Below are 24,670 nucleotides of genomic sequence, written 5' to 3' on the forward strand. Positions count from 1 at the left end.
GTGGCCCATCCGTCCTCACACCGTCGGCGACTGCTCGCTGATCTCGCTGAGGGCGCTGGTGGGGTCGAGCTGCATGGCCAGGTCGCCGAGCGAGACGATGCCGACCAACTTGCGGTCGCTGTCGCAGACCAACACTCGTCGGATGCCCCGGTCCCGCATGAGCGCCGCCGCCTCACCCGCCGTGCAGTGCTGCTCGATCATGACCACCTCGCGAGTGACGATCGAGCCGATGGTGGTGGCCGCCGGGGAGCTGTTCTCCGCGACGGCCCGGACCACGATGTCCCGGTCGGTGAGCATGCCGGCCAGGCTGGCGCCGTCGGTGACCACCACGTCGCCGATGTCCGCCTCCTTCATCACCCTGGCCGCCTCGTCCAGGGGCGTCTCCGCCGGCAGGTACACGACCTGCTTGGTCATCACGTCACTGACCCGGTAACCGGTCATGAGAGCCTCCCGAGACTTTCCACCCGATCCAACTGCACTACCCGGCGGTGCGGTGCCTACACCAGGTTTCCACGTTCCTGGCGTACCTCGTGGACAAGCCGGTCCACCAGACCGTCCACCGGCAGCTCGGTGCGTCCGTCGCCGGCCCGTTCGCGCAGTTCGACGTACCCGTCGGCGAGTCGGCGGCCGACCACGACGGCCCGGGGGATGCCGATCAGCTCGGCGTCGGTGAACTTGACCCCGGCCGACACGTGCGCGCGGTCGTCGACCAGCACCCGCAGGCCGGCGGCGGCGAGGCGCCCGCCGAGCTCCAGCGCCGCGTCGAGCTGCGGGCCCTTGCCCGCAACCACCACGTGTACGTCGCACGGAGCGATCGCCGCCGGCCAGGTCAGCCCCCGGTCGTCGTGGTGCTGCTCGGCGATCGCCGCCACCGCCCGGGACACCCCGATGCCGTAGCAGCCCATGGTCGGCCGGACCGGTTTGCCGGCCGGCCCGAGCACGTCGACCGCGAACGCGTCGGTGAACCGCCGGCCGAGTTGGAAGATGTGCCCGATCTCGATGCCCCGCCGGATGGTCAGCTCGCCCTCGTCACAGTCGGGGCAGGGGTCTCCGGCGCGTACCTCGGTTGCCTCGATCGTGCCGTCGGGCGTGAAGTCCCGTCCGCAGACCACGTCGGTCGCGTGTCGGCCCGGCTCGTTCGCCCCGGTCAGCCATGCCGAGCCGACCACCACCCGCGGATCGACCAGGTAACGGATGCCCAGCTTGTCGAGCAGTTGCGGCCCGATGTACCCACGTACCAACTCCGGATGCTCGGCCCACTCCTCGAAGACGGCCACCTGGGCCGGGTGCAGGGCGGCACCGACCCGTTTCAGGTCGACCTCCCGGTCACCGGGCAGCCCGACCACCAGAGGCTCGGCCCGGTCAGCGCCCGGCTGGCGGACGGAGAGCACGACGTTCTTCAGGGTGTCGGCGGCGGTCCACCCGTCCCGACCGCCCAACCGACGGGCGTTCGCCAGCTCCACCAGGCTGGCGATCGTCGGAGTCTCCGGTGTGTCGTGCACCTCGACGGCCGGCTGCCCGGTCGGATCCCCGACGGCCGGCGCGCGGGTGATCACGGCCTCGGTGTTGGCCGCGTAGTCGCAGGCGGTGCAGCCGACGAACGTGTCCTCGCCGACCGGTGTCGCCGCCAGGAACTCCTCCGACGCGGAGCCGCCCATCGCGCCGGACATCGCGTGCACCACCGTGTAGTCGAGACCCAACCGGTCGAAGATCCGTTGGTACGCCGCTCGATGCCGTGCGTACGCCTCCCGCAGCCCCGCGTCGTCCAGGTCGAAGGAGTACGCGTCCTTCATCAGGAACTCCCGGCCGCGCAGCAGACCGGCACGCGGCCGTGCCTCGTCGCGGAACTTCGTCTGCACCTGGAACAGCGTCACGGGAAAGTCCCGGTACGAGGTGAACAGGTCCTTGACCAGCAGCGCCGCCATCTCCTCGTGAGTGGGCGCCAACAGGTGCTCGGCACCGCGCCGGTCGGCGAGGGTGAAGATGTCATCGCCGTACTCGGCCCACCGGCCGCTGGTCCGGTAGGGCTCAGCCGGCAGCAGCGCCGGGAAGTGCACCTCCTGGTCGCCGATCGCGATCAGTTCGGCACGCACCACCTCGGTGATCCGATCCAGCACCAGCTTGCCCAGCGGCAGCCAGGTGTAGCCGCCCGGTGCGGCACGACGGACGTAACCGGCGCGCAGCAGCAGCCGGTGGCTCGGCACCTCCGCGTCCGCCGGGTCCTCGCGCAGGGTCCGCAGCAACAGGGTCGACATGCGTAGCAGCATGGGCGCAGCCTAGAACCGTCGCGGCGGGCGCGGCGATCCAATTTGTCCGGGTGTGGCGCAGGCGGAGCGGCCAGGTGCTCGGGTGGCACGGCCCACACGTCTCGGGCGGTGACCGGGCCAGCTCTCGGTGACAGACTGGTCGCCGCAGGCAACGAATGGCGTGAGGGGGCGCGGGTGCGCTGGCGCAGTTTTGTCGCGGTCGGGGACAGCTTCACCGAAGGCATGGACGACGCGTACCCGGACGGCACCTACCGGGGCTGGGCGGACCTGGTGGCGACCCGGCTCGCCGCCGAGGCGGGCCCCGACTTCCGGTACGCGAACCTGGCCATCCGGGGTCGTCTCTTCCCCAGCGTCGTCGCCGAGCAGGTGCCCGCCGCAGTGGCGATGAAGCCGGATCTGATCAGCTTCGCGGCCGGCGGCAACGACGTGTTGCGCCGCACCTTCGACCCGGACGCGCTGGTCGCCCGCTTCGACGAGGTGGTCGGGCAACTGCGGTCGAACGGCGCGGACGTGCTGCTCTTCCGGTTCGCCGACGTGATGGCCCGACTGCCCGGTCAGCGCCTCGTCGCTCCCCGGGTGCAGTTGCTCAACCAGGCGGTCGGCGAGACCGCGCAGCGGCACGGCGCCATCATGGTCGACCTGTACGCCGACGACACCTTCCTCAACCCGATGCTCTGGAGCACCGACCGGCTGCACCTCTCCGCCGCCGGTCACCGACGGGTCGCCGGGCAGGTGCTGAACGCGCTCGGGATTGGTTGCGAAGAGGAATGGCTCATGGTCCCGCCGCACCCGGAGCCATCGCCGTGGCTGGCCGCCCGTGCCGCCGATCTGCGCTGGGCCGGGCGGCATCTTGCCCCCTGGGTGAAACGACGGCTGACCGGCCGGTCGTCCGGTGACACGGTGACGGCGAAGCGCCCGCTGCTCGGGCCGATCGCCGACTGAGCGTGCGCACCCTGCACACCGCGCCGTTACTGCGGCGTACCCCCGACGGCGAGCCGGTGCCGGATCACGCCGTGCTCGTCAGCGACGACCGAGTCGAGGCTGTCGAGCCGCTGGCCGAGCTGAGCGAGGCGTACGTGGGTGTGCGGGTCCGCCGCTGGCCCGGCACGCTGGGGCCGGGACTGCTGCACGACGGCCCCCTTCCGGCGGCGCCCACTCCACGTGAGCGGGTGCACGCGCTGCTGCGAATCGGGGTGACGGCGGTGCTCACACAGCACCTGACCGACCCGGCGCTGCGGGCCGCCGTCGACAGGAGTGACCTGCTGACGCTGCCCCTCGCGGTGCCGGTGGCGCTGCTGCCGGGCGGCCGGGCCGACCTGGCGGTCCACGGTGCCGACGGTGTCTGCCTGGTAACCGTGGTGGCCGGTCGGATCGCCCACCGGCGCGCCTGAGCAGGTCGACCGAATCCACTCTGGAGCGGTCCGAGCAAATCGGGTTCGCCCGATGTCCGCCATCCCCGATAGCATCCGCTGCCCCCGTCGATCGGAAGGCGGGGACATCGGGGAAAGGTGGATGGGGGATGACCCTCATACCTGGTACGACGACATCCGTAAGACCGCTCCGAGCCCTGCTGGGCACGGCGCTGTCCCTGACGGTCGCCGCCGGGATGCTCACGCTCACGGCCACGCCAGCCGCGGCGTACGACGTGCGCTTCGAGCGGAACAACTCCTGGGCCTACACGGACTCACAACGGCCCACCACAATCAGCATCGATCAGGCTGGCGACGTGCCGGTCGGGTCCTGGAAGGACGCCGAGGGGCGTAAGCACACGGCCCGGGCCTACTTCACCTTCGACATCTCCCGCTACCGGGGAGCGGTAATCGAGTCAGCGGTCTTCTCCGCCAAGGAGACCTCCGTCGTCGACTGCACCAAGCGTCCGGGCGTGGAGCTGTGGCGCACCGCCCCGTACAACGACGGGTCGAACTGGGCGAATCCGCCAGCCGAGCTGGCGAAGCTGCACACGGCCACGTTGCCCGACACCGCCGGCTGCCCCGCGCCGTACGTGGAGTGGAACGCGGCCGAGGGGCTGCGGCAGGCGCTGGCCGAGGGCGCCTCGACGCTCACCCTCGCGCTCCGGCTGCCGGCCGTCGTGGAGGCGAACCCCACGCTGGGCCGCCGCTACGCCAGCACGGTTGGCATCTCCATCGACTTCAACTATCCGCCGGGCGTCCCGACGGAGTTGCAGACCTCCGGCAAGCCGTGCACCGAGGTCGAGCCGTACCAGCTCCAGCTCAGCGGTGACCTGGGGCTCTCCGCCGTCCTGCACGACCAGAACCGCAACGAATCCGGTGGCACCGACCTGCTGACCGCCACCTTCGCGCTCTGGCCGGTCGACGAGCCGGCGGCCCGGATCGAGCGGACCGGAATCGGTCACGACGGCGAGCGGGGAAGCGCCCTCTTCCCCGGCGACACGCTGACCCATGACCGGGTATATGCCTGGCAGGTGCGCGCGGCGGACAGCCGGGCTACCGGCGAGTGGAGTGGCCTCTGCTACTTCCGGACCGACTTCGAGGGCCCGGCGGTCGCGCCGGTCGTCACCTCCACCGACTTCCCCACCGAGGGCTGGCACCCGGCGCTGCCCGGCCAGTTCACCTTCGACGCCGGGGCGACGCCGGATGCTGTCGGATTCCGCTACCAACTCAACGGCGCCGGTTACCAGACGGTGTCCGCCGAGCGGCCCGGTGGCTCAGCCACGCTGACCCTGAACCCCCGGACTGGGTTCAACAGCCTGAGCGTGATGAGCGTGGACGCGGCCGGGAACTGGTCGCCCGAGGCGCGGTACGAATTCCTTGCCAGCGATGTCACGCCGATCATCACCGGCAGCCTCACCGAGATCGGGGTGCCGGCCACGTTCACCGTCCAGCCGGGGATGGCCGGGGTGGTCCGCTACCGCTTCCAGTTGGATGGTGACCCGGAGCAGACGGTTGAGGCGGCGGCCGACGGCACCGCCTCGCTGACCGTCACCGCGACCCGGGGCGGCAACCGCACGCTCTCCGTGACCAGCGTCACCGCCGAGGGCGTGACGGCCACCGCGGTACGCACCTTCCGGCTGACCACGGCCCCGAAGATCGCCGCGACGGTCTACGAGCAGGGCGGCACCAGCGGAGGCCAGGGTGTGCCGGGGGTCTTCACCTTCACCCCGCGCCAGCCCGACGTGGTCAGCTACCGCTATCGCTTCGGCACGGTGACCAGCACCGTGGCCGCGGCGGCCGACGGTACGGCGTCGGTGACCTGGGCGCCGACGAAGGCGGGCTTCACCCCGCTCACCGTCTGGAGCGTCAACCGGGACGGCACCCAGTCGGACCCGGCGAGCTTCACCTTCTTCGTGCGTGACCTGTTGCCGGTGATCCAGGGTTTCCTCTACGACCCCAGCTATCCGGCCGGCGGGCCGGGCCAGCCGGGTGATTTCTGGATCAGCTCCGAGGTGCCCGGCACGACGGAGTTCCGATACCGCTTCGACGACGGCCCCGAGCAGGGGATCGGCGCCGACGTCAACGGCAGCGCCATCGTCACCTGGGCCCCGGAGCAGGCCGGTACCCACACCCTGACGGTTCGCAGCCTCTTCGTGGACGGGACGGTGTCCCCGGAGCGGACGTACACCTTCCTGGTCGCCGAAGCCCCGCCGGTCGAATCGGGGCAGTAACCGGAGCAGGTCGCAACGGCCGGCCCACCATTCCCGTGCGGGTGGTGGGCCGGTCCCGTTACAGCGGTCGAGGGCGGCGATCCGGCGTACCTTGGGGATCATGTCTGTGCCGAGCGATCCTGATCCCCGCCTCCAGTCGTACGCGGACCCACAGCGGTTGGTCACCACCGAGTGGCTGGCCGTGCACCTGGGCGATGCGGGTCTCGTCGTCGTCGAGTCCGACGAGGACGTGCTGCTCTACGAATCCGGTCACATCCCCGGTGCTGTCAAAGTCGACTGGCACCTGGAGCTGAACGACCAGGTGACCCGGGACTACCTGGATGCGAAGAGCTTCGCCGAGCTGTGTGCCGCGAAGGGCATCGGCCGGGGCGACACGGTCGTCTTCTACGGCGACAACTTCAACTGGTGGGCCGCGTACGCCCTCTGGGTGTTCTCGCTCTTCGGCCACGCCGATGTGCGACTGCTCGACGGCGGCCGGCAGAAGTGGATCGCCGAGGGGCGCGAGGTGACCCGCGACAAGCCGGCCCGTCCCCGCGCCGACTATCCGGTGCCGCTGCGCGACGACGCGCCGCTGCGGGCCTACCGTGAGCAGGTCATGGCGCACATCGCCGCCGGCCGGCCGCTGGTCGACGTCCGTTCGCCGAGTGAGTACACGGGCGAGACGCTGCACATGCCGGACTACCCGCAGGAGGGCGCGCTGCGTGGCGGGCACATCCCGGGTGCGGTCAGCAAGCCGTGGAAGTCCGCCGCCAACTCCGACGGCACGTTCAAGTCCGCCGACGAGCTGCGCGCGATCTACGCTGACCAGCTCGGGCTGAGCCCGGACGACGACGTGATCGCGTACTGCCGGATCGGTGAGCGGTCCAGCCACACCTGGTTCGTGCTGCGGCACCTGCTGGGCTACCCGCAGGTGCGCAACTACGACGGTTCGTGGACCGAGTGGGGCAACCTGGTCCGGGCCCCCGTGGTGAAGGGCGACCAGCCCGGCGGCCTCGCCGCCTGACCAGGCCGGCGGCTCTGCCGCTTGACCTCCGGGGTCACCGGTCGGTCGCCGCCTGATCGACTCGGGTTCACTGATGTCGGGCTATCCCACGCGCCTGGACACCGCAACATCAATGAACCCGAGTCGATCACGCCGAGACGACGCCGTTCAGCCGGCGAGTGCCACCATGCCGCGCAGGTCGCGGACGATGCCGCTGATCTCGCCGGTCTCCGGGTTCCAGCGCGCCAGGCCGGCCGGTTCCAGGCGGAGCAGCACCGCGCCCCTGTTGTCCCAGCCCAGCACCGGGCAACAGCCCTTGGCGCGGTCTCGTCCCAGGTCGAGCAGGTGGGTCACCCCGCCGGTGCGGGCGTCCAGCACGGCCACTCCCTCGGCGCCGTCGATCTCGCTGTTGGTGATCCATGCCGCGCGCGCCAGCCGTTCGCCGTGCAGCCAGCCCCGGCCGTAGAACTCGTTGACCTGGTACGGCGAGGGCAGCGCGTCGCCGGTGATCGGCTGTTCGGAGCGGACGGTGCCCTCGCGGGCGGTCCGACTGCGCAGCGTGAGCCCACCCCGCTCGCCGATCATCTCGATGAGTGCCGCCTCGCGGCCGGCGGCCGGGTCGGGTGCGACCACGTCCCAGGCCGACACGTCGAACGTGCTCGCCGCGCCGGTGATCCGGTCCACCGCGTACGTCCGGTCGTCGCCGCCGACCAGCACCCGGTCGTTCGCCCAGACCACCAGCTCCAGATAGCCGTCGAGCGGTATCCGGCGCACAGCCGCCGTGGTGAGGTCGACCATGATCAGCTCCCCGGTCTGCGCGAACGCGGCCGACCGACCGTCCGGCGACAGGACGCCTGGCTTCACGGCGGCCGCCTCGTTGCCGCCCGCGTCCCGGGTGGGCGCCGGCGTCACCACGTCGAGGCTGCGCACCACGCCGTCGTCGCCGAGCACCCGAACCGGGCCGTCCGCGCGATTCTCCTCGTCCAGCGGCTGGAACAGCGCCAGCGCACGTTGGACCGGTCGCTCGGACAGCCGCACGGTCGCCGGATCCGCGATCCGCGCCAGCGGATCGGGTGGGAAGGTCAACTCGGTGGGGGGCTTCTGCACCGGACCGGCATGGGTGGGCTCGACGGTCGGGGTCACCGTCGGGGCGACCGGACCAACCGTCGGTGGATCGGCGGACGGTCGCAGGGCGGCCACCGTGCCACCGCCGACCAGTGTCACGGCGAGGGCGACCGCGCCGACAGCCCGTCGGGTGCGCCGGGTACGCCGAGCCCGCTCCCATCCGGCCGTTGCCGGCTGGCTGGGCAGTACGTCCTCGACGCTGACGGTCAGCAGTTGGCGCAGGTCCTGTTCGTTCACGGGTTCACCTCCAGGCCGCTGGCCAGGTCGGCCGAGCCCTGGCCCGGTCGGGCGTCCCGGGCGAGATCCGGGGCGACCTCGCGGAGTCGGCGCAGCGCCGCATGACACTGGCTCTTCACGGTGCCGACGGTTACCCCGAGCGCCTCGGCGGTGGCGACCTCGGTCAGGTCCTCGTAGTAGCGCAGCACCAGCACGGCTCGCTGCCGTGGTGGCAGCAGGCCCAGCGCGTCGTGCAGCGTCAGCCGCAATGCTCCGTCACGGTCGTGGGCGATCTGCTCCGGCGGCGCGGCGCTGAGCCATTCCCGCCGTCGGCGACGCCACCACGACACCGCGTCCCGGTAGAGGATCGCCCGCACGTACGCGGCGGGGTCGCCGTCCCGGACCGAGGCCCAGCGCAGCGCCAGCTTCAGCAGGGCGTCCTGGAGGAGGTCTTCGGCCTGGTGCCGGTTGCCACAGATCAGGTACGCCGCACGGAGCAGCCGGTGTTGGTGGCTCTCCACGAAGGCGAGGTAGCCGTCACGTCCGTCGTTCCCCGTCGGTGCCATCCGCCCCCTCCCCGCCGTCGCGTCGCACGTCACCTGGCAGACGCACGGAGAGGGGGAAAAGGTTGGGTCAGCTCTCCGGCATTCCGGTCAGATATCGCTGAAGGGTCGGTGCGATCCAGGAGACCAGTTCCTCCGGTGTGGTGTCCACCATGGGTGGCAGGCGGACGACGTACCGGGTGTAGGCGAGGCCGAGGATCTGACTGGCCACCAGGCCGGCACGTCGGGCGGTCATCGCCGGATCGGTGCCGAACGCGGCCACGGCGGCGGTGAGCTGGTCGGCGAAGATGCCGCGCATGCGTTCGGCCGCGCCCGGATTGGTGCTGGCGGCCCGCAGCAGCGCCACGAGGGTCTCGTCGCCCTCCCAGCGGGTGAGGAAGTGCCGGACCAGCACCTCGCCGAGGCGAGCAGGTGGCACGGGGGCCAGGTCGGGCAGGCGTAGGTCGAACTCGGCCGCCGCCGCGAAGAGCCCCTCCTTGCTGCCGTAGTAGCGCATGACCATCGACGGGTCGATTCGGGCGTCGGCGGCGATGGCCCTGATCGTGGCGCGCTCGTATCCGTCCGCCGCGAACCGCTCCCGGGCCGCTCGCAGGATCGCGGCCCGGGTGGCGTCCGAGCGGCGGGGAGGGGTCGGCTGGGCGGACGCTGTCATGTCAACGACCGTATGCCAACGACTGTTGACATACCAATCGACAGAGCTCTAACGTCGCCAACAAGTGTTTGCCAACAGATGTTGGCAATGGTCGCCTGGAGGTTGCCATGCTGCCCACGAGCACCGATGTTCTGGTGGTAGGTGCCGGCCCCACCGGTCTCGTCACCGCGCTGACGCTGGCTCGGCGCGGGATGGAGGTGACCGTGCTGGACCAGTTGGCCGAGCCGCCGGCGACCTCTCGCGCAGCGGTCGTGCACGCGTACACCCTGGAGGTGTTGGACCTGATCGGCGCCGCGGCGCCGCTCCTCGCCCAGGGGGTGCGGTCACCGCGCTTCACCGTGCGCGACCGGGACCGGCTGCTGCTGTCGGTGCCGTTCCATGAGCTGCCGTCCCGTTTCCCCTACGCGCTGCTGGTCTCCCAGGCGGTCACCGAGGCGGTGCTCGCCGGGCAGTTGGCCGACCTCGGCGTCCAGGTCCGACGCCCGTGCCGGCTGACCGGGCTGGACCGCACCAGTGACGGGGTGCTCGCGCAGATCGACGGCGAGGCGCTGCGCGCCCGGTTCGTGGTCGGCGCGGACGGCCTGCACAGCACGGTCCGACAGTTGGCCGGCATCGGTTTCGCCGGCCCGGAGGACGAGGAGTCCTTCGTGCTCGCCGACGTACGGGTGCGCAGCGTGCTGCCTCGCGACGAGGCGGCACTCTTCCTCGCCCGCTCCGGGCCGCTGATCTGGGCGCCGCTTCCCGACGGGGTGGTCCGGCTGGTCGCCGCCGTGGCGACGGCCCCGGCCGAACCGGATGCGGCCTACCTTCAGGCGCTGCTCGACGAGCGCGGCCCGTCGCGACGACCCGACCGGGTGACCGAGGTGCTCTGGGGCTCCCGGTTCCGGGTGCACCACCGGATCGCCGACACCTTCCGAGCCGGGCCGGTGCTGCTGGCCGGGGACGCCGGGCACGTGCACAGCCCGGCTGGCGGGCAGGGCATGAATCTCGGCATCTGCGACGGGGTTGCCCTCGGCAGTGCTGTCGCGGACGTGCTCGGCGGCGGCCCGGACACGCTGCTCGACGACTACGCCGCCCGTCAGCGGCCGATGGCCGAGGACGTGCTGAGCTTCGCCGCCGGGCTGACCCGACTGGCCACCGTCTCCCCGGCCCGCCGGCCGGTCCGTGACGTACTGCTCCGGCTGCTCGGTGCCGTGCCGCCGGCCCGCCGGCAGGTCGCGCTGCGCCTGTCCGGGCTGTCCCACCGGGAACGCACGCCGGGCTAGCCGCGCCGGTGGCTCAGGTCTGGCGCGACCGGTGCCGCGCTGAGTGGGCTGCTGTCTGGCCGCTGATGGGCGTGTCGGCCGGCGGCACCGGTCGCAGTATCCGCCACGCGGCCACGGTGACCAGCGCGAACGTGCCCGCCGCCGCACCCGCCACCGGCACGGTCCCGTACGCGGCGGCGGCCAGCCCGGCGAGCGCCGCGCCGATCGGTGCGGTGAGCAGACCGACCATCCGCTGGGCCGCACCGACCCGGCCGAGCAGCCCGGCCGGCACCTGCCGCTGCCCGTACGACGCCCACAGGCTGTTCCACACCACGGTGCCGGCGGCGAAGACGGCCAGCGCGAAGCCACCCGGCACCGGATGCCGAGCCAGCGCGAACCCGGTCAGCGCCACGGTCTGTGCGGCGAGCACCGCGCACAGCGCCGGAACCGTGCCCAGTCGGGCGGCGAGCCGACCGGCCCCGAGAGCCCCCGCCACGCCCCCGACGACGGCAGCGGCGGCGAACAGCCCGTACCCGGCTGGGGGCACCCGCAGCACGTCCAGCGCATAGAGCACCAACACCGCCATGATCCCGCTGATCGCCAGGTTGCTCGCGGCGGTGAGCAGGGTTACCCGCCACAGGGTCCGGTGCGCCCGCAGCCAGCGCAGTCCCTCGACGATCTCGCCCCACACCGATCCGCGCCCTGCTCCGGGCCGTGCCTGCACGCTCGTCACGGGAGCTGGGGCGAGGGCCAGCACGAGCAGGGCGGCCGCGGCGAAGGTGACGGCGTCGAGGGCGAACGGGAGAGCCGGGGCGACGGCGAAGAGGACACCCGCGGCGGGCGCGCCGAGGAAACCGCCGGCCACCGCGGACCCCGCCTGAAGCCGACCGTTCGCCCGAGGCAGCGCGTCCGGTGGCACCAGCGTGGGCAGCACCGCGAACGAGGCGGAGTCGAAGAGTGTCCCCAGCGTGGCGAGCAGGAACGCCACCACCAGCAGCACCGGAACGCTGACCCGATCGAGGGCGACCGTCACGGCCAGCGCCGCCACCACGGCGGCGCGTACCCCGTCCACCAGGGCCATCGTCCGCCGGCGGTCCCAGCGGTCCGCGTACACGCCGCCGAGCAGGCCGAAGAGCAACGGCGGCAGCTGACCAGCCACGGTGACCGCCGCGATTACCCGGGGGTCGCGGGTGAGCGTCGCGGCCAGCAACGCCAGCGCCGGCGTCCGCAGCGCGTCCCCGAACCGTGACGAGATGGTGGCGGACCAGAGCAGCCGAAAGTCCCGGCCGAGAGCGGAGGAGGTCATCCGGTGACCGTGCGGGTTCGACCGGGTCGAGGGTCAAGCCCGCCACAGTCGGCGTAACCACCACTCCACCGCAGGCAGCTTGCGGTCTACGCTTGCCCGGTGACGGTGGAGCAGCAGGCACGGGGTGCGGCGGGTGCGGGCCGGCGCAGGTCCCGCAAGGACGAGATCCTGGAGATCGCGGTTGGTTTGTTCGCCGCCCGTGGCTACCACGGTGTGTCGATGGACGACATCGGCGCGGCGGCGGGGGTCACCGGTCCGGCGCTCTACCACCACTTCGCCGGCAAGGAAGCCATGCTGGCCGCCGCGCTGATTCCGGTCAGTGAGGGGTTGCTGGCCGGTGGGCGGGAACGCGCCGCCGGGCGTTCGGACGACCCGCGTGGCGTGCTGGAGTCGCTGATCGACTTCCACGTGGAGTTCGCGCTGGCCAATCCGGCGGTGATCGCGTTGCACCTGCACGAGCTGGACCGCCTGCCCGAGGAGCCGCGGCGCCGGATTCGTCGACTGCAACGGCTCTACGTCGAGGAGTGGGTGACCGTGCTCACCGCGCTGCACCCGGGGATGCCCGACGGTGAGGCGCGGGTGCTCGCGCACGCCGCGTTCGGCCTGATGAACTCGACCCTGTTCCTCGGTGGCGAGGTGGACCGGCGGCGCCGCGCCGAGCTGCTGCGCGACGCCACCCTGGCCGCGCTGCTCGCCTGAGCCGACTCGTCAGAACCGTGTCGGTCATGATTCCCTGACATCGTCCCACCATCCGGACGCCGGGAGGAAACATGATCGAGTCTCTGCTGGTCGCCAATCGGGGCGAGATCGCCCGCCGGATCATCCGCACCGCCAAGCAGCTCGGCATCCGCGCGATCGCGGTGTACTCGGAAGCCGACGTCGACCTGCCGTTCGTCGCCGAGGCGGACGAGGCGGTCCTGATCGGCCCGCCCAACCCGGCGCAGAGCTACCGCAACACCGAGGCGATCCTCGCCGCCGCGAAGGCGACCGGCGCACAGGCCATCCACCCCGGGTACGGCTTCCTGTCGGAGAACGCCGAGTTCGCCCGTACCGTCGAGGCGAGCGGCCTGATCTGGGTCGGACCCGACGCGGACGCGATCACCGCGATGGGTGACAAGATCAACGCCCGGAACCTGATGGCGGCGGCCGGTGTTCCGGTCGCGCCCGGCACCACCGACCCGGCCGCCGACCTGGACGCGGCGGTGACGGCCGCCGCCGAGATCGGCTACCCGGTGATGGTCAAGGCCGCCGCGGGCGGCGGCGGCATGGGCATGGGCGTGGCCGTCGACGAGGCCGCGCTGCGCACCGAGTACGACAAGGTGCGCGCGTTCGCCGAGCGGATGTTCGGCGACGGTTCGGTGTTGATCGAGCGGTACTTCCCCCGGGTGCGGCACGTCGAGGTGCAGATCCTCGGCCTGGCCGACGGCCGGGTGGTGGCGCTCGGCGAGCGGGAGTGCTCGGTGCAGCGGCGCAACCAGAAGCTGGTCGAGGAGTCTCCGTCCCCGGCGGTCTCGCCGCAGCTGCGAGCCCGGCTCCTGGCTGCGGCGGTGCGGGCCGGCGAGGCGGTCGGCTATCGCAACGCGGGCACGGTGGAGTGCCTGCTCGACCCAGCCACCGAAGACTTCTTCTTTCTGGAGATGAACACGCGGTTGCAGGTGGAGCACCCGGTGACCGAGTACGTCTACGGCGTCGACCTGGTCGAGGAGCAACTGCGGGTGGCCTCCGGGTTGGCGCCGACGTTCGACCCGGACGCGTTGACGCCGAGCGGGCACGCCATCGAGATGCGGATCAACGCGGAGGACCCGAAGCGCTTTCTGCCCGGCCCCGGTGTGATCAGGACCTGGGTGGAACCGACGGGTACGGGAGTCCGGGTGGACTCCGGCTACACCGAGGGCAACACGGTCACCCCGTTCTACGACAGCCTGCTGGCCAAGCTGATCGTCAGCGGCGCGACCCGCGACGAGGCGCTCGATCGCGCGAAGGCAGCCGTCGCGGCCTTCCAGATCGAGGGCCCGAAGAACAACGTCCCCTTCTTCGCCGAGCTGCTGGAGAACGAGGAGTTCCTCTCCGGCACCTACGACACCGGAATCGTCTCCCGCATGCGCTGACCCCCAACCCTGTTGATCAAGAGGTTTGCGTCAGGATTTCCGCCGCGGATGACGCAAACCTCTTGATCAACCCGGCCGTCGGCGGGGTGGCATGCTGGGAGGACCGCCACAGCACTACGTCACAGTGAGGTGACCCCTTATGACGGACCTGCCGAACTCCGTGTCGATCCGTGAGGTCGGGCCACGGGACGGGTTGCAGAACGAGGACCCGATCCCGACCGACGCCAAGGTGCGTCTGCTCGACGCGCTCTCCGGCACCGGCGTACGCCGGATCGAGGCGGTGTCGTTCGTGCACCCGAAGGCGATCCCGCAGATGGCGGACGCCGACGAGGTGTGGCAGCGGGCCGGAAAGGCCGACGGGGTGCGTTACTCGGCGCTGGTGCCGAACACCCGAGGCGCCCAGCGCGCCCTCGCCGCCGGGTTCACCGAGATCGAGGTGGTGGTCTCGGCCAGCGACACGCACAACCGGCGCAACGTCAACCGATCGACCGACGAGTCGCTGGACGACATCGCCGAGCTGATCGACCTGCTGCACGGCGCCTCCGCGCGGGTCGAGGTGATCGTGGCGACCAGCTTCGGTTGCCCGTACGAGGGGGACATCGACCCGCAGCGGGTGGCGCGCATCGTGGACCGGGTCGTCCGCGACGGCGCGGACCGGGTCGCGTTCGGCGACACCACGGGCATGGGCACTCCCCGCCGGGTCCGCGAGCTCCTGACCGCCGTACGCGACCGCAACGCGCACGTCCCGGTGTTGCTGCACTTCCACAACACCCGGGGTACGGCGCTGGCCAACCTGTTGACCGCGCTGGAGCTGGGGGTGACCGAGTTCGACGCCAGCGTCGGTGGCCTGGGTGGCTGCCCGTACGCGCCGGGGGCGAGCGGCAACCTGGCGACCGAGGAGGCCGTGCACATGCTGCACGACATGGGCATCGACACCGGCGTCGACCTGGCGGCCCTCATCGAGGTGGCGGAGCTGGCCGAGGAGTTGCTCGGCAAGAAGCTCCCGTCCGGAGTGCTGCGTGCCGGCCCGCGGACCCGGCTGACGCCGATGCCGAGCTGATCGCTCAGGAACGTGGGGAGGGGCCGGCATGATGCCGGCCCCTCCGACGGATCAGGTCGGTCAGCTCACCGGAGCGAGCGTGGCCGGCCAGCTGTCCCGGAAGATGTCCGCGCTGCGGTCGGTGGCGCTGAACGTGCCGGCGAAGAGGTTGCTCACCCGGTTCGCCTCGGTGGTGCTCGGGTACGGGTTGGTGCAGCTGGTGCCGGCGCTGCCGCCGGACATCAGCAGCGCACAGTTGCCGTTGTAGTTGTCGGGCAGGCCGAGGATGTGCCCGATCTCGTGGGTCATGATCCGCAGCGGGCTGTACTGCGCCGCCTGCTGGGTGTCGATGTAGACCCGGCCGTTGCCGAGGCTGGTCCGGACGGCGTACGAGCCGCCGCCGGTGATCTGGTAGATCCGCAGGTTGGAGCCGCAGTTGGCGGAGAGCGTCAGGTTGACGGTGGCGTTGTTCCAGATCGACGCGGCCTGGTTGGCGGTGCCGGCGTAGCTTCCCGCCTGGCTGGTGTTGTAGCAGATGGTCATGGCGGCGGACGCGGGCGAGGGGTTGGCGACCGTGACGCCGAGAGTGGCACCTGCCGTCGCCACCAGGGCGACCGCAAGCCGACCGAGTCGTGAGGTCATCGCTGACTCCAATCCGGGAGGAGGGGGTGCCAGGAGACTAGCCGCATAGATTCAGGTTTTTCAATGTATTGCTCTCGGCTTCGCCGTCTGATTCGCTCGTGGGTCGCCGACGGGCGCGCCGATGCGCTAGCCTAACGATCGTTCAGGTCGGTACGGCGAGGGAGTCGGCGTGACGCTCGACGGTGAGGCGCTGGAGCAGCTGCGCAAGCGGGCCCGGTCCGGCGGCGCGGACAAGTACCACGCGGCCAACGCGGCCAAGGGCAAGCTCTTCGCCCGCGAGCGGGTCGCGCTCCTGGTCGACGAGGGCTCCTTCGTCGAGGACGGTCTCTACGCCAACACACTGGCCGAGGGGCTGCCCGCCGACGGGGTGGTCACCGGCACCGCCACGATCGACGGCCGGCAGGTCTGCCTGATGGCCAACGACTCCACCGTCAAGGCCGGCAGCTGGGGCGCCCGCACCGTCGAGAAGATCATCCGGATCATCGAGCGGGCGTACGGCGCCGGTGTGCCGATGGTCTACCTGGTCGACTCGGCCGGCGCTCGGATCACCGACCAGGTCGACCTCTTCCCCGGCCGGCGTGGCGCCGGCAAGATCTTCTGGAACCAGGTGCGCGCCTCGGGCTCGATCCCGCAGGTCTGCGCGCTGTTCGGCCCGAGCGCCGCCGGTGGGGCGTACATCCCGGCGTTCTGCGACGTGGTGGCCATGGTCGACGGCAACGCCAGCATGTATCTCGGCTCCGACCGGATGGTCGAGATGGTCACCGGCGAGAAGACCACCCTGGAGGCGATGGGCGGGGCCAAGGTGCACACCGCCGAATCGGGCGTCGGGCACTTCCTCTGCAAGACCGAGGCCGACGCGCTCGACGTGGTGAAGACCTACCTGTCGTACCTGCCGGCGAACTGGACCCAGCAGCCGCCGGTCGCCGAGGCGGTCGCCGCGCCGGCGAAGGCCGACCTGGCCGCGCTGGTGCCGGCCAGCGAGCGGCAGGCGTTCGACATGCGGCGCTACGTCAAGGGCCTGCTCGACGAGGGTTCGTTCTTCGAGATCCAGGCGCTCTGGGCCAAGGAGCTGACCATCGGCTTCGGTCGTCTCGACGGCCAGGTCGTCGGCGTGGTCGGCAACAACTCGATGTTCAAGGGCGGCGTGCTCTTCGTCGACTCGGCCGACAAGGCCACCCGGTTCGTCCAGCTCTGCGACGCGTTCAACGTGCCGCTGCTGTTCCTCAGTGACGTGCCCGGCTTCATGGTCGGCAGCGCTGTGGAGAAGCAGGGCATCATCCGGCACGGTGCCAAAATGATCACCGCGATCTCCGAGGCGACCGTGCCGAAGATCTGCGTGGTGGTCCGCAAGGCGTACGGCGCCGGCCTCTACGCGATGGCCGGCCCCGGGTTCGAGCCGGACGCCACGATCGCGCTGCCGACCGCGAAGATCGCGGTGATGGGGGCCGAGGCCGCCGTGAACGCGGTCTACGCCAACAAGATCGCCGCCATCCCGGACGCCGACGAACGGGCGGCCTTCGTCGCCGCCAAACGGGCCGAGTACGAGCAGGACATCGATGTCGTCCGGCTCGCCAGCGAGTTGGTGGTGGACGCCATCGTCGAGCCGCACGACCTGCGCACCGAGTTGGTCCGTCGTTTCGCGGCCGCGCGTACCAAGGACCGGCACTTCTCCCGGCGTCGGCACGGCGTCACCCCGGTCTGATCCTCGACCCAGCCCCTCACCGCGACCCGCCCCGGCGTCACGAGCGCCCGGCGGACCGTCCACACAGGAGGATGAGATGGATTTCCGGCTCACCGACGAACAAGCGGCGCTGCGGGAAAGCGTGCGGGACTTCGCGCGCGAGGTGGTCGCGCCGGTCATCGCCGAGCACTACGAGCAGCACACCTTTCCGTACGAGGTGATCCGGCAGATGGGCAAGATGGGCCTGTTCGGTCTGCCCTTCGGCGAGGAGCACGGCGGCATGGGCGGCGACTACTTCGCGCTCTGCCTGGCCCTGGAGGAGTTGGCTCGGGTCGACTCCAGCGTGGCCATCACGCTGGAGGCCGCGGTCTCGCTGGGCGCGATGCCGATCTACCGCTTCGGCACCGAGGAGCAGAAGGCGACCTGGCTGCCCAAGCTGCTCAGCGGCGAGGCGCTGGCCGGTTTCGGTCTGACCGAGCCGGGCACCGGCTCGGACGCCGCCGGCACCCAGACGCGGGCGGTGCTGGACGGCGACGAATGGGTGATCAACGGGTCGAAGGCGTTCATCACCAACTCGGGGACCGACATCACGGCCATGGTCACCGTCACCGCGGTGACCGGCACCAACCCGGACGGCTCGAAGGAGTTGTCGACCATCATCGTGCCGACGAGCACACCCGGCTTCACCGTGGCGCCCGGCTACTCCAAGGTGGGCTGGACCGCCTCGGACACCCACGAGCTGACCTTCGACGACTGCCGGGTGCCGGCGGCCAACCTGCTCGGCGAGCGGGGCCGGGGCTTCGCCCAGTTCCTGCGGATCCTGGACGAGGGTCGGATCGCCATCGCCGCGCTCGCCGTCGGCCTCGCCCAGGGCTGCGTCGACGAGTCGATCAAGTACGCGAAGGAGCGGCACGCCTTCGGCCGGCCGATCGGCGACAACCAGGCCATCCAGTTCAAGATCGCCGACATGGAGCTGAAGGCGCACACAGCCCGGCTGGCCTACTACGACGCCGCCGCCCGGATGCTGGCCGGCGAGCCGTTCAAGCGGCAGGCCGCCATCGCCAAGCTGCACGCCAGCACGATCGCGGTGGACAACGCCCGGGAGGCCACCCAGATCCACGGCGGGTACGGCTTCATGAACGAGTACCCGGTGGCCCGGTTCTGGCGGGACTCCAAGATCCTGGAGATCGGAGAGGGCACCAGCGAGGTGCAACGCATGATCATCGCGCGCGACCTGGGTCTCTGAAGGGTCCTGCCGAACCGGCTGACCATCCGTCCCGGGCGGGCTGTCCGTACGGCTGTCGGATATCGGCGAGCGGGCGTCGGTAGCCCGACGTTCGACTGCCGACCGTCGGGGTCCATCCGTACTCTTCGTGCCCATGACTCCGGATCATGATCGGTCGCGGAGCCCGGCTGGCCGTGCCGCCCTGTCGGAGCTGCTCCGCGGGCACCGACGTGCCGCCGGCCTGACCCAGGCCGAGCTGGCGTCCCGGGCCGGGGTGGGTGTGCGCACGGTGCGTGACCTGGAGCGTGGCCGGTCGCTCCGGCCACAGCGCACCACCGTCGAGCTGCTCGCCGGGGCGTTGGCACTGACCGGCACCGGCCGGGCTGTCTTCCTGGCCGCGGCCCGCGGCCTCTCCGGCGCCGAGTCTCCCCTGCCGGACGCCTCGACGGCGCTCGCGATCAGCGGCAGCACCGCCGCGGCGGCATCGGCCGCCGACCCTCCGGTCGCCCTCCCGCCGCCGATCGCGCTGATTGGCCGGGATCGCGATCTCACCGAGTTGGCCGGGATGTTGACGGCCGAGCGCGGCCCCCGGTTGGTGAGCCTGGTCGGGTTGGCCGGGGTCGGCAAGACCGCCCTGGCGACGTCGGTGGCGCACCTGGCCGCCTTCGCCCACCCGGCCGGCGTGGCCGGGATGCTGGTCGGCGAGGGCGCGGACGGTCCGGACGTGCTCGCCGCCTCGATGGCCGTGCTTGGCGCGGCGCGGCTGCCGGAACTCGTGGCTCGGCTCGGCGGGCGCCCGGCGCTGCTGGTGATGGACGCGGTGGAACGCGCCCCGGGCCCGGTGGCCGCGACACTGCACCGGCTGACCGGTGCCCTGCCCTCGCTGCGGGTGTTGGTCACCGGGCGGCACCCGGTCGGGCTACCCGGCGAGCGGGTCTGGCCGGTCGCGCCGCTCGATGTGCCGCCGCCGGACGCCGAACGCTCCGGGCCCGCCACGCTCGAATCGTGGCCGGCGGTCGCGTTGTTCACCGCCCGGCTCGCTCAGGTCCGCCGGGAGCCGCCCACCCCCGAAGAGCTGCCAGCGCTGACCGCGCTGGTTCGCCGGCTGGGAGGACTGCCACTGGCCATCGAGCTGATGGCCGCCCGGGGCCGGCTCCTCGATCTCACCGAGCTGTTCGACCGGTACGGCGACCGCGTGCTCGACCTCACCACTCCCGCCGACCCGGCGGTCCATCCCGGCTGGGACCCACCGGATGCGCTCACCCGTCTGTCGAGCGGCCCCGACGCCTCCAGGGCGGCGGCCACGGTCACCCTGCGGGACGCGGTGGCGACCAGTTATCGGCTGCTGGCACCGAACGAGCGGGCCGCGCTGCGGCAGCTCACCGCGTTCGGCAACCGCTGGTCGGTCGAGTTGGCCGAGGAGCTGCTCGCCGACAAGGCCGACCGGGACGGCACGGTGGCGATCGATCCCGTTCCACTGCTGGACCGGCTCGTCGAGCTCGGGCTGCTGAGCGTACGAGGCACCGGGTCGTTTCGGTTCCGGCTGCTCGACGCGGTCCGTGACTACGCCGTCGAGCAGGCGGCCGGCGGGGGCGAGTTGACAGGCATCCGACGCCGGCACGCCGAGGTGATCGCTCGTCTGGTGGCACGGACCGCGACCGACCTGGTCGGCTCACGGTCACCCGACGCGGTGCACCGGCTGGACGAGATGAGCAGTGACATCAGTTCGTCGCTGGCCCACGCGGCCACCGACGATCCGTTGACCGCGCTGCGGCTGGCGGCCTGCCTGCCCCGCTGGTGGCGGATCCGTGGGCGCGACGTTGCCGGGCGGCAGTGGCTGCGGCGGCTGCTGGCGGACCCCCGGACCGCCGACGCCGATCCGATCCTGCGCGGCTGGGCCGCCGTCGGGGTTGCCCGGCTCGCGGCCGAGCACGGCGCGGGCGCCGAGGAACTGCCGACGGCGCGTGCGGCGTTGGACACCTTCCGGCAGGCCGGCGACGTCGCCGGGGAGTTGGAGGCGCGCAACGTGCTCGGCGCCCTGCTGATCTCCGTCGGCCGGCAGGACGAGGCTCGCGAGCAGGCCGAGGCGGTGCTGCGGTTGGCTGCCCGCAACGGGCGGATCCGGGATCTCGCGGTGGCCCAGAACAGCCTTTCCTGGCACGAGATCCGGGCCGGTGACCTGGCCGCGGCCCGCCGCCGGCTCGCCGCGGCGGACCGACTCGCCGCCGAGGGCGGGGAGCAGCGACTGCGGGTGCTGGCCTGGGCCAATCGGGCCGAGGTCGCCCGCCTGGAAGGCGCGTACGCCGACGCCGTCGACCATGGCCGGCGGGCGATGGCGGCGTTGTCCGAGTTGGGTGACCTGGGTCGCCGCCGCCGGGTGCTCGGGACGGTCGGGTTGGCGTTCGCCCAGGACGGGCGTGGCGCGGAGGCGACCGAGGTGCTGGCCGAGTTGCGCTCGGGGGCCGCCGAGGCTGCGGTGGCCGTGTCGCCACGAGGCGTGTCGCCACGACCGCGCTCGGGTGACGCCGCGCTGTCCTGGGGTGGGCCGGAGGCGGGGATCTGTGCGTTGATCGAGGGGAATCTGGCGCTCCACCGGGGTGACCGGGAGTTGGCCGCCGAATGGTTCGCCGCCGCCGCCGACGGCGCGAGTCAGGATCGTAGGGATGTGGTGGAGGCGCTGGTGGGACTGGCCGCCAGCACTGGGGACCCGGCGGTCCTCGACCGGCTCGACCTGGTCTGCCGGGAGAGCGGAATCCGGTTGCTGCCGCAGGAGTCTGGGCTGCTCTATGCGCTGTCCGCCGCTCGGGACGGGAGAGTGGCGCGGGCGAAAAGCCCCCTTGGTGCTACCCCTCGCTGTTCGCCCGCGCCGTCACCCCCCGGTGATCCCCGGTGAACGAAGCCTGCCACCGCTACGGCGGCAGAAAGTCGGTTTAGACCGAGTCCTCCAGCTTGGCTGGGCCAGTTCTGCCGGTTTTTCTGCCGGTGCCGCCACCCCCGTCAGCTCACGGTTGCGGGGCGGCCTGCTGCTCAGGACTGACGTCGTCGCTGCCGGCGGTGGCACACGGATGAACGGCGTCGCGGATCCGGCGCAGCCCGTCGAGCAGAGCCGCCAGTGCCTCGGGGTCGAGTTGGCCGGTGAACCACTGCTCGATCATCTGCAGGTGCCCGGGGAGCGTCTCGTTCAGTCGCTGCATACCGGCGGCGGTGACCACCGCGTACGAGCTGCGCCGGTCGTGGGGGCATGCCCGCCGGGTGAGCAACCCGTCCCGTTCCATCCGGTCCACGACGCGGGTCACCCCGCTGGTCGACAGGGAGGTCTGCGCGGCGAGGTCGGTCATGCGCAGCTGATTGCCCGGCGAGCGGGCCAGTCGGGTGATGACCTCGAACTCGACCGCGGAGAGGCCATGCTCCTCGAGTTGGGCGGTGAACCGGGCTGAAAGCCCGGCGTGTGCCTCGAAGAGCAGGCCGACGGCGGTGATCCGGGGATCGTCGAAGACGTTGGTCACTCGTTCATCCTAGCAGTGCTTGACACCGGGAATGTTGCTGCGGTTATATTTGCTCAAGCAGTCGTTGGGCTACTAAACAATCTTCTGGAGGACAGCAGCATGACCAGCAGCACCGATGCGGTTACCCGCGACTGGGACGGCCTCACCATCCCGACGGCCGGCACCTACGCGCTCGACGTGGCGCACAAGCGGGTTGGCTTCGTTGCCCGGCACATGATGGTCAGCAAGGTTCGCGGTGAGTTCAACGACGCGACCGCCACCATCACCGTCGCCGAGGACCCGCTGCAGTCGTCGGTCGTCGCGACCATCCAGGCCGCCAGCGTCGACACCACCCAGGCCGACCGGGACGCGCACCTGCGTGGCCCCGAGTTCCTCGACTCCGAGAAGTTCCCGACGCTCGACTTCCGCAGCACCGGGGTCAAGTCCCAGCGTGGCAACGAGTTCGTGCTCGTCGGTGAGCTGACCATCAAGGGCGTCACCCGGCCGGTCGAGCTGGAGGTGGAGTTCGAGGGTGTCGGCCGAAGCCCGTTCGGCCAGGACATCTTCGGCTTCTCCGCGAGCACCGAGATCGACCGCGAGGAGTTCGGTCTGACCTGGAACGTCGCCCTGGAGACCGGGGGCGTGCTGGTCAGCCGCAAGATCAAGATCGAGATCGAGGGCGAGGCCATCCGCCAGGCCTGATCCCCCGGATCACCGGTACGCAGGGCCTGCGCCGCACGTCGGCGTGGGCCCTGCGTCGTCTCCGCGTGCCGGCTGGATCAGCTCGTGGTGTTTGTCACGACTTGTTCGCACCGCCATCGGGTCCAGTCCGCCGGCGACGGGGTACAGATGGCACCACGAGCGCCTCCGCTCCGGTCGATGTCGGATCACCGCCGTTGGCCTCTGGCCCCGGTCAGGTGGGCGCTCTTAACGTGGATGGTTCACAATGCGCTTTCCGGGACGGCAGGATCCCGACCGCGCCGGGCGTGGGGAGGACACATGGGCAGGGACGTCTCGCAGGGCGCCTTCACCCGGGAGGATCGCGTCCGCTACCGGCAGAAGGTGCGCCGCTGCCTGGACGTCTTCGCCCTGATGCTGGACGACTTCGGTTTCGATGCCGACCGGCCGATGACCGGCCTGGAGATCGAGCTCAACCTGGTCGACTCCGCGGCCGAGCCGGCGATGCGTAACGAGGAGATCCTCGCCGACATCGCCGACCCGCTCTTCCAGACCGAGCTGGGGCAGTTCAACCTGGAACTCAACGCCGAACCCCGACTGATCGAGGGCACCGGCTTCGCCGACTACGAGCGCGACCTGCGCGGCAGCCTCTCCCGTGCCGACGAGCGCGCGGCCAGGTCCGACGCGAAGATCGTCCTGGTCGGCATCCTGCCCACCCTCACCGAGGGGCACCTGGTCGAGGACAATCTCTCCACCAACGAGCGCTACCGGGCGCTCAACGACCAGATCGTCGGTGCTCGCGGCGAGGACATCGAGCTGGACATCCGGGGCATCGAGCAGTTGCGGACGCATACCGACTCGATCGCCCCCGAGGCTGCCTGCACCAGCCTCCAGTTCCACCTCCAGGTGGCACCGGACAGCTTCGCCGACTACTGGAACGCGTCCCAGGCCATCGCCGGTGTGCAGGTCGCGATCGGGGCGAACAGCCCGTTCCTGTACGGCCGCCAACTGTGGGCCGAGACCCGGATCGCCCTGTTCCAACAGGCCACCGACACCCGCCCGGACGAACTCAAGGCCCAGGGCGTACGGCCCCGGGTGTGGTTCGGCGAGCGGTGGATCACCTCGATCTTCGACCTGTTCGAGGAGAACGTCCGATACTTCCCGCCGCTTCTGCCGATCTGCGAGGACGAGGACCCGGTGGAGGTGCTGCACGCCGGCGGTGTACCGCAGCTCGGGGAGTTGCGGCTGCACAACGGCACGGTCTACCGCTGGAACCGCCCGGTCTACGACATCATGAACGGCCGTCCGCACCTGCGGGTGGAGAACCGGGTACTGCCGGCCGGTCCGACGGTGGTGGACATGCTCGCCAACGCGGCCTTCTACTTCGGGCTGGCGCGCGGTCTGGCCGAGGCGGACCGTCCGATCTGGAGCCAACTCACCTTCAGCTCCGCCGAGGAGAACTTCCACGCCGCCGCCCGGCGTGGCCTCGACGCCGTGCTGCACTGGCCCGGGCTCGGCGACGTGCCGGTCACCAAGCTGGTGCTGGAGCAGTTGCTGCCCATCGCTGCGGCCGGCCTGGACGGGTTCGGTGTCGCCCCGACACAGCGGGACCGGCTGCTCGACATCATCGAGCAGCGCTGCCGCACCGGCCGCAACGGTGCCGTCTGGCAGACCGAGGCGGTCTGGGCGGCGGAGCGGCACCGGGGCATGGACCGGGCCGGGGCGCTGCACCACATGGTCCAGCGGTACGCGGAACTCCAGCGCTCCAACGAACCCGTGCACACCTGGTCGGTCGACTGAACCGCGCGCCGGGC

General features: G+C 71.3%; 20 protein-coding genes and 1 pseudogene. 13 read left to right on the forward strand and 8 right to left on the reverse strand.

The window, feature by feature from the left end; translation table 11 throughout:
* Window positions 1-15: 15 nt before the first annotated feature.
* A complete protein-coding gene (locus tag ACQEUX_RS27740) occupies window positions 16-441 on the reverse strand; it encodes a CBS domain-containing protein (protein ID WP_433054367.1) in 426 nt (141 codons plus the stop codon).
* A 56-nt stretch (window positions 442-497) separates the two neighbouring features.
* The gene (locus ACQEUX_RS27745) at window positions 498-2,267 is read right to left on the reverse strand and encodes a proline--tRNA ligase (RefSeq protein WP_433054370.1); all 1,770 of its coding nucleotides are present in this window, start codon (window positions 2,265-2,267) and stop codon (window positions 498-500) included.
* A 174-nt stretch (window positions 2,268-2,441) separates the two neighbouring features.
* On the opposite strand from ACQEUX_RS27745, the gene ACQEUX_RS27750 reads away from it, so the two are divergent.
* The 4 genes from ACQEUX_RS27750 (at window position 2,442) to ACQEUX_RS27765 (ending at window position 6,913) form a co-directional block, all read left to right on the forward strand.
* Entirely contained in the window at window positions 2,442-3,209 is a 768-nt protein-coding gene (locus ACQEUX_RS27750; RefSeq protein ID WP_433057185.1) for an SGNH/GDSL hydrolase family protein, read from the forward strand.
* A gap of 2 nt (window positions 3,210-3,211) precedes the next feature.
* Complete coding sequence (locus tag ACQEUX_RS27755) at window positions 3,212-3,658, forward strand: hypothetical protein (RefSeq protein WP_433054373.1); 447 nt, start codon at window positions 3,212-3,214, stop codon at window positions 3,656-3,658.
* A 128-nt stretch (window positions 3,659-3,786) separates the two neighbouring features.
* Window positions 3,787-5,910, forward strand: a complete 2,124-nt coding sequence (locus tag ACQEUX_RS27760; protein WP_433054375.1) for a hypothetical protein — start codon at window positions 3,787-3,789, stop codon at window positions 5,908-5,910.
* Window positions 5,911-6,010: 100 nt separating this feature from the next.
* A complete protein-coding gene (locus ACQEUX_RS27765) occupies window positions 6,011-6,913 on the forward strand; it encodes a sulfurtransferase (RefSeq protein ID WP_433054378.1) in 903 nt (300 codons plus the stop codon).
* Window positions 6,914-7,060: 147 nt separating this feature from the next.
* Here the strand turns inward: ACQEUX_RS27765 and ACQEUX_RS27770 are convergent, their stop codons facing one another.
* The 3 genes from ACQEUX_RS27770 to ACQEUX_RS27780 form a co-directional block, all read right to left on the reverse strand.
* A complete protein-coding gene (locus ACQEUX_RS27770) occupies window positions 7,061-8,254 on the reverse strand; it encodes a hypothetical protein (protein WP_433054381.1) in 1,194 nt (397 codons plus the stop codon).
* Window positions 8,251-8,799, reverse strand: coding sequence for a SigE family RNA polymerase sigma factor (locus tag ACQEUX_RS27775; RefSeq protein ID WP_433054384.1), 549 nt, complete (start codon window positions 8,797-8,799; stop codon window positions 8,251-8,253). Before ACQEUX_RS27775 ends, ACQEUX_RS27770 begins: the two co-directional genes overlap by 4 nt.
* Window positions 8,800-8,866: 67 nt before the next feature.
* Window positions 8,867-9,448, reverse strand: coding sequence for a TetR family transcriptional regulator (locus ACQEUX_RS27780; RefSeq protein ID WP_433054387.1), 582 nt, complete (start codon window positions 9,446-9,448; stop codon window positions 8,867-8,869).
* Window positions 9,449-9,555: 107 nt separating this feature from the next.
* Between ACQEUX_RS27780 and ACQEUX_RS27785 the strand changes: the two genes are divergently transcribed.
* Window positions 9,556-10,713 (forward strand): FAD-dependent oxidoreductase, encoded by a 1,158-nt coding sequence (locus ACQEUX_RS27785; protein ID WP_433054390.1) that lies wholly within the window; start codon window positions 9,556-9,558, stop codon window positions 10,711-10,713.
* Between the two features lie 13 nt (window positions 10,714-10,726).
* On the opposite strand, the gene ACQEUX_RS27790 is transcribed toward ACQEUX_RS27785, so the two are convergent.
* Window positions 10,727-11,998, reverse strand: a complete 1,272-nt coding sequence (locus ACQEUX_RS27790; protein ID WP_433054393.1) for an MFS transporter — start codon at window positions 11,996-11,998, stop codon at window positions 10,727-10,729.
* A 99-nt stretch (window positions 11,999-12,097) separates the two neighbouring features.
* Between ACQEUX_RS27790 and ACQEUX_RS27795 the strand changes: the two genes are divergently transcribed.
* The 3 genes from ACQEUX_RS27795 (at window position 12,098) to ACQEUX_RS27805 (ending at window position 15,166) form a co-directional block, all read left to right on the forward strand.
* Window positions 12,098-12,697, forward strand: a complete 600-nt coding sequence (locus ACQEUX_RS27795; protein ID WP_433054396.1) for a TetR/AcrR family transcriptional regulator — start codon at window positions 12,098-12,100, stop codon at window positions 12,695-12,697.
* Window positions 12,698-12,768: 71 nt separating this feature from the next.
* Window positions 12,769-14,106: an acetyl-CoA carboxylase biotin carboxylase subunit gene (locus tag ACQEUX_RS27800; RefSeq protein ID WP_433054399.1), complete on the forward strand. Its 1,338-nt coding sequence runs from the start codon at window positions 12,769-12,771 to the stop codon at window positions 14,104-14,106.
* 139 nt (window positions 14,107-14,245) lie between these two features.
* Window positions 14,246-15,166, forward strand: a complete 921-nt coding sequence (locus ACQEUX_RS27805) for a hydroxymethylglutaryl-CoA lyase (protein ID WP_433054402.1) — start codon at window positions 14,246-14,248, stop codon at window positions 15,164-15,166.
* 60 nt (window positions 15,167-15,226) lie between these two features.
* Here the strand turns inward: ACQEUX_RS27805 and ACQEUX_RS27810 are convergent, their stop codons facing one another.
* On the reverse strand, window positions 15,227-15,787 hold the full coding sequence (locus tag ACQEUX_RS27810) for a snapalysin family zinc-dependent metalloprotease (RefSeq protein ID WP_433054405.1): 561 nt from the start codon (window positions 15,785-15,787) through the stop codon (window positions 15,227-15,229).
* Window positions 15,788-15,956: 169 nt separating this feature from the next.
* On the opposite strand from ACQEUX_RS27810, the gene ACQEUX_RS27815 reads away from it, so the two are divergent.
* From ACQEUX_RS27815 to ACQEUX_RS27825, 3 genes and pseudogenes are all read left to right on the forward strand, one after another.
* Window positions 15,957-17,489 carry an acyl-CoA carboxylase subunit beta gene (locus tag ACQEUX_RS27815; RefSeq protein ID WP_433054408.1) on the forward strand — a complete coding sequence of 511 codons (1,533 nt, stop codon included), beginning with the start codon at window positions 15,957-15,959 and terminating at the stop codon, window positions 17,487-17,489.
* Between the two features lie 76 nt (window positions 17,490-17,565).
* On the forward strand, window positions 17,566-18,714 hold the full coding sequence (locus ACQEUX_RS27820; protein ID WP_433054411.1) for an acyl-CoA dehydrogenase family protein: 1,149 nt from the start codon (window positions 17,566-17,568) through the stop codon (window positions 18,712-18,714).
* 133 nt (window positions 18,715-18,847) lie between these two features.
* Window positions 18,848-21,490 (forward strand): annotated as a pseudogene (locus ACQEUX_RS27825) (ATP-binding protein); the annotation flags it as partial.
* 205 nt (window positions 21,491-21,695) lie between these two features.
* Here the strand turns inward: ACQEUX_RS27825 and ACQEUX_RS27830 are convergent.
* Window positions 21,696-22,199, reverse strand: coding sequence for a MarR family winged helix-turn-helix transcriptional regulator (locus ACQEUX_RS27830; RefSeq protein WP_433054414.1), 504 nt, complete (start codon window positions 22,197-22,199; stop codon window positions 21,696-21,698).
* 99 nt (window positions 22,200-22,298) lie between these two features.
* Here ACQEUX_RS27830 and ACQEUX_RS27835 point away from each other — a divergent pair, with 99 nt between their 5' ends.
* Window positions 22,299-22,880 (forward strand): YceI family protein, encoded by a 582-nt coding sequence (locus ACQEUX_RS27835; RefSeq protein WP_433054417.1) that lies wholly within the window; start codon window positions 22,299-22,301, stop codon window positions 22,878-22,880.
* Window positions 22,881-23,177: 297 nt separating this feature from the next.
* Window positions 23,178-24,656 (forward strand): glutamate--cysteine ligase, encoded by a 1,479-nt coding sequence (locus ACQEUX_RS27840; protein WP_433054420.1) that lies wholly within the window; start codon window positions 23,178-23,180, stop codon window positions 24,654-24,656.
* Window positions 24,657-24,670: the final 14 nt, after the last annotated feature.

It is taken from the genome of Micromonospora sp. CA-259024 (assembly GCF_050936255.1).
Classification (GTDB): Bacteria; Actinomycetota; Actinomycetes; order Mycobacteriales; family Micromonosporaceae; genus Micromonospora.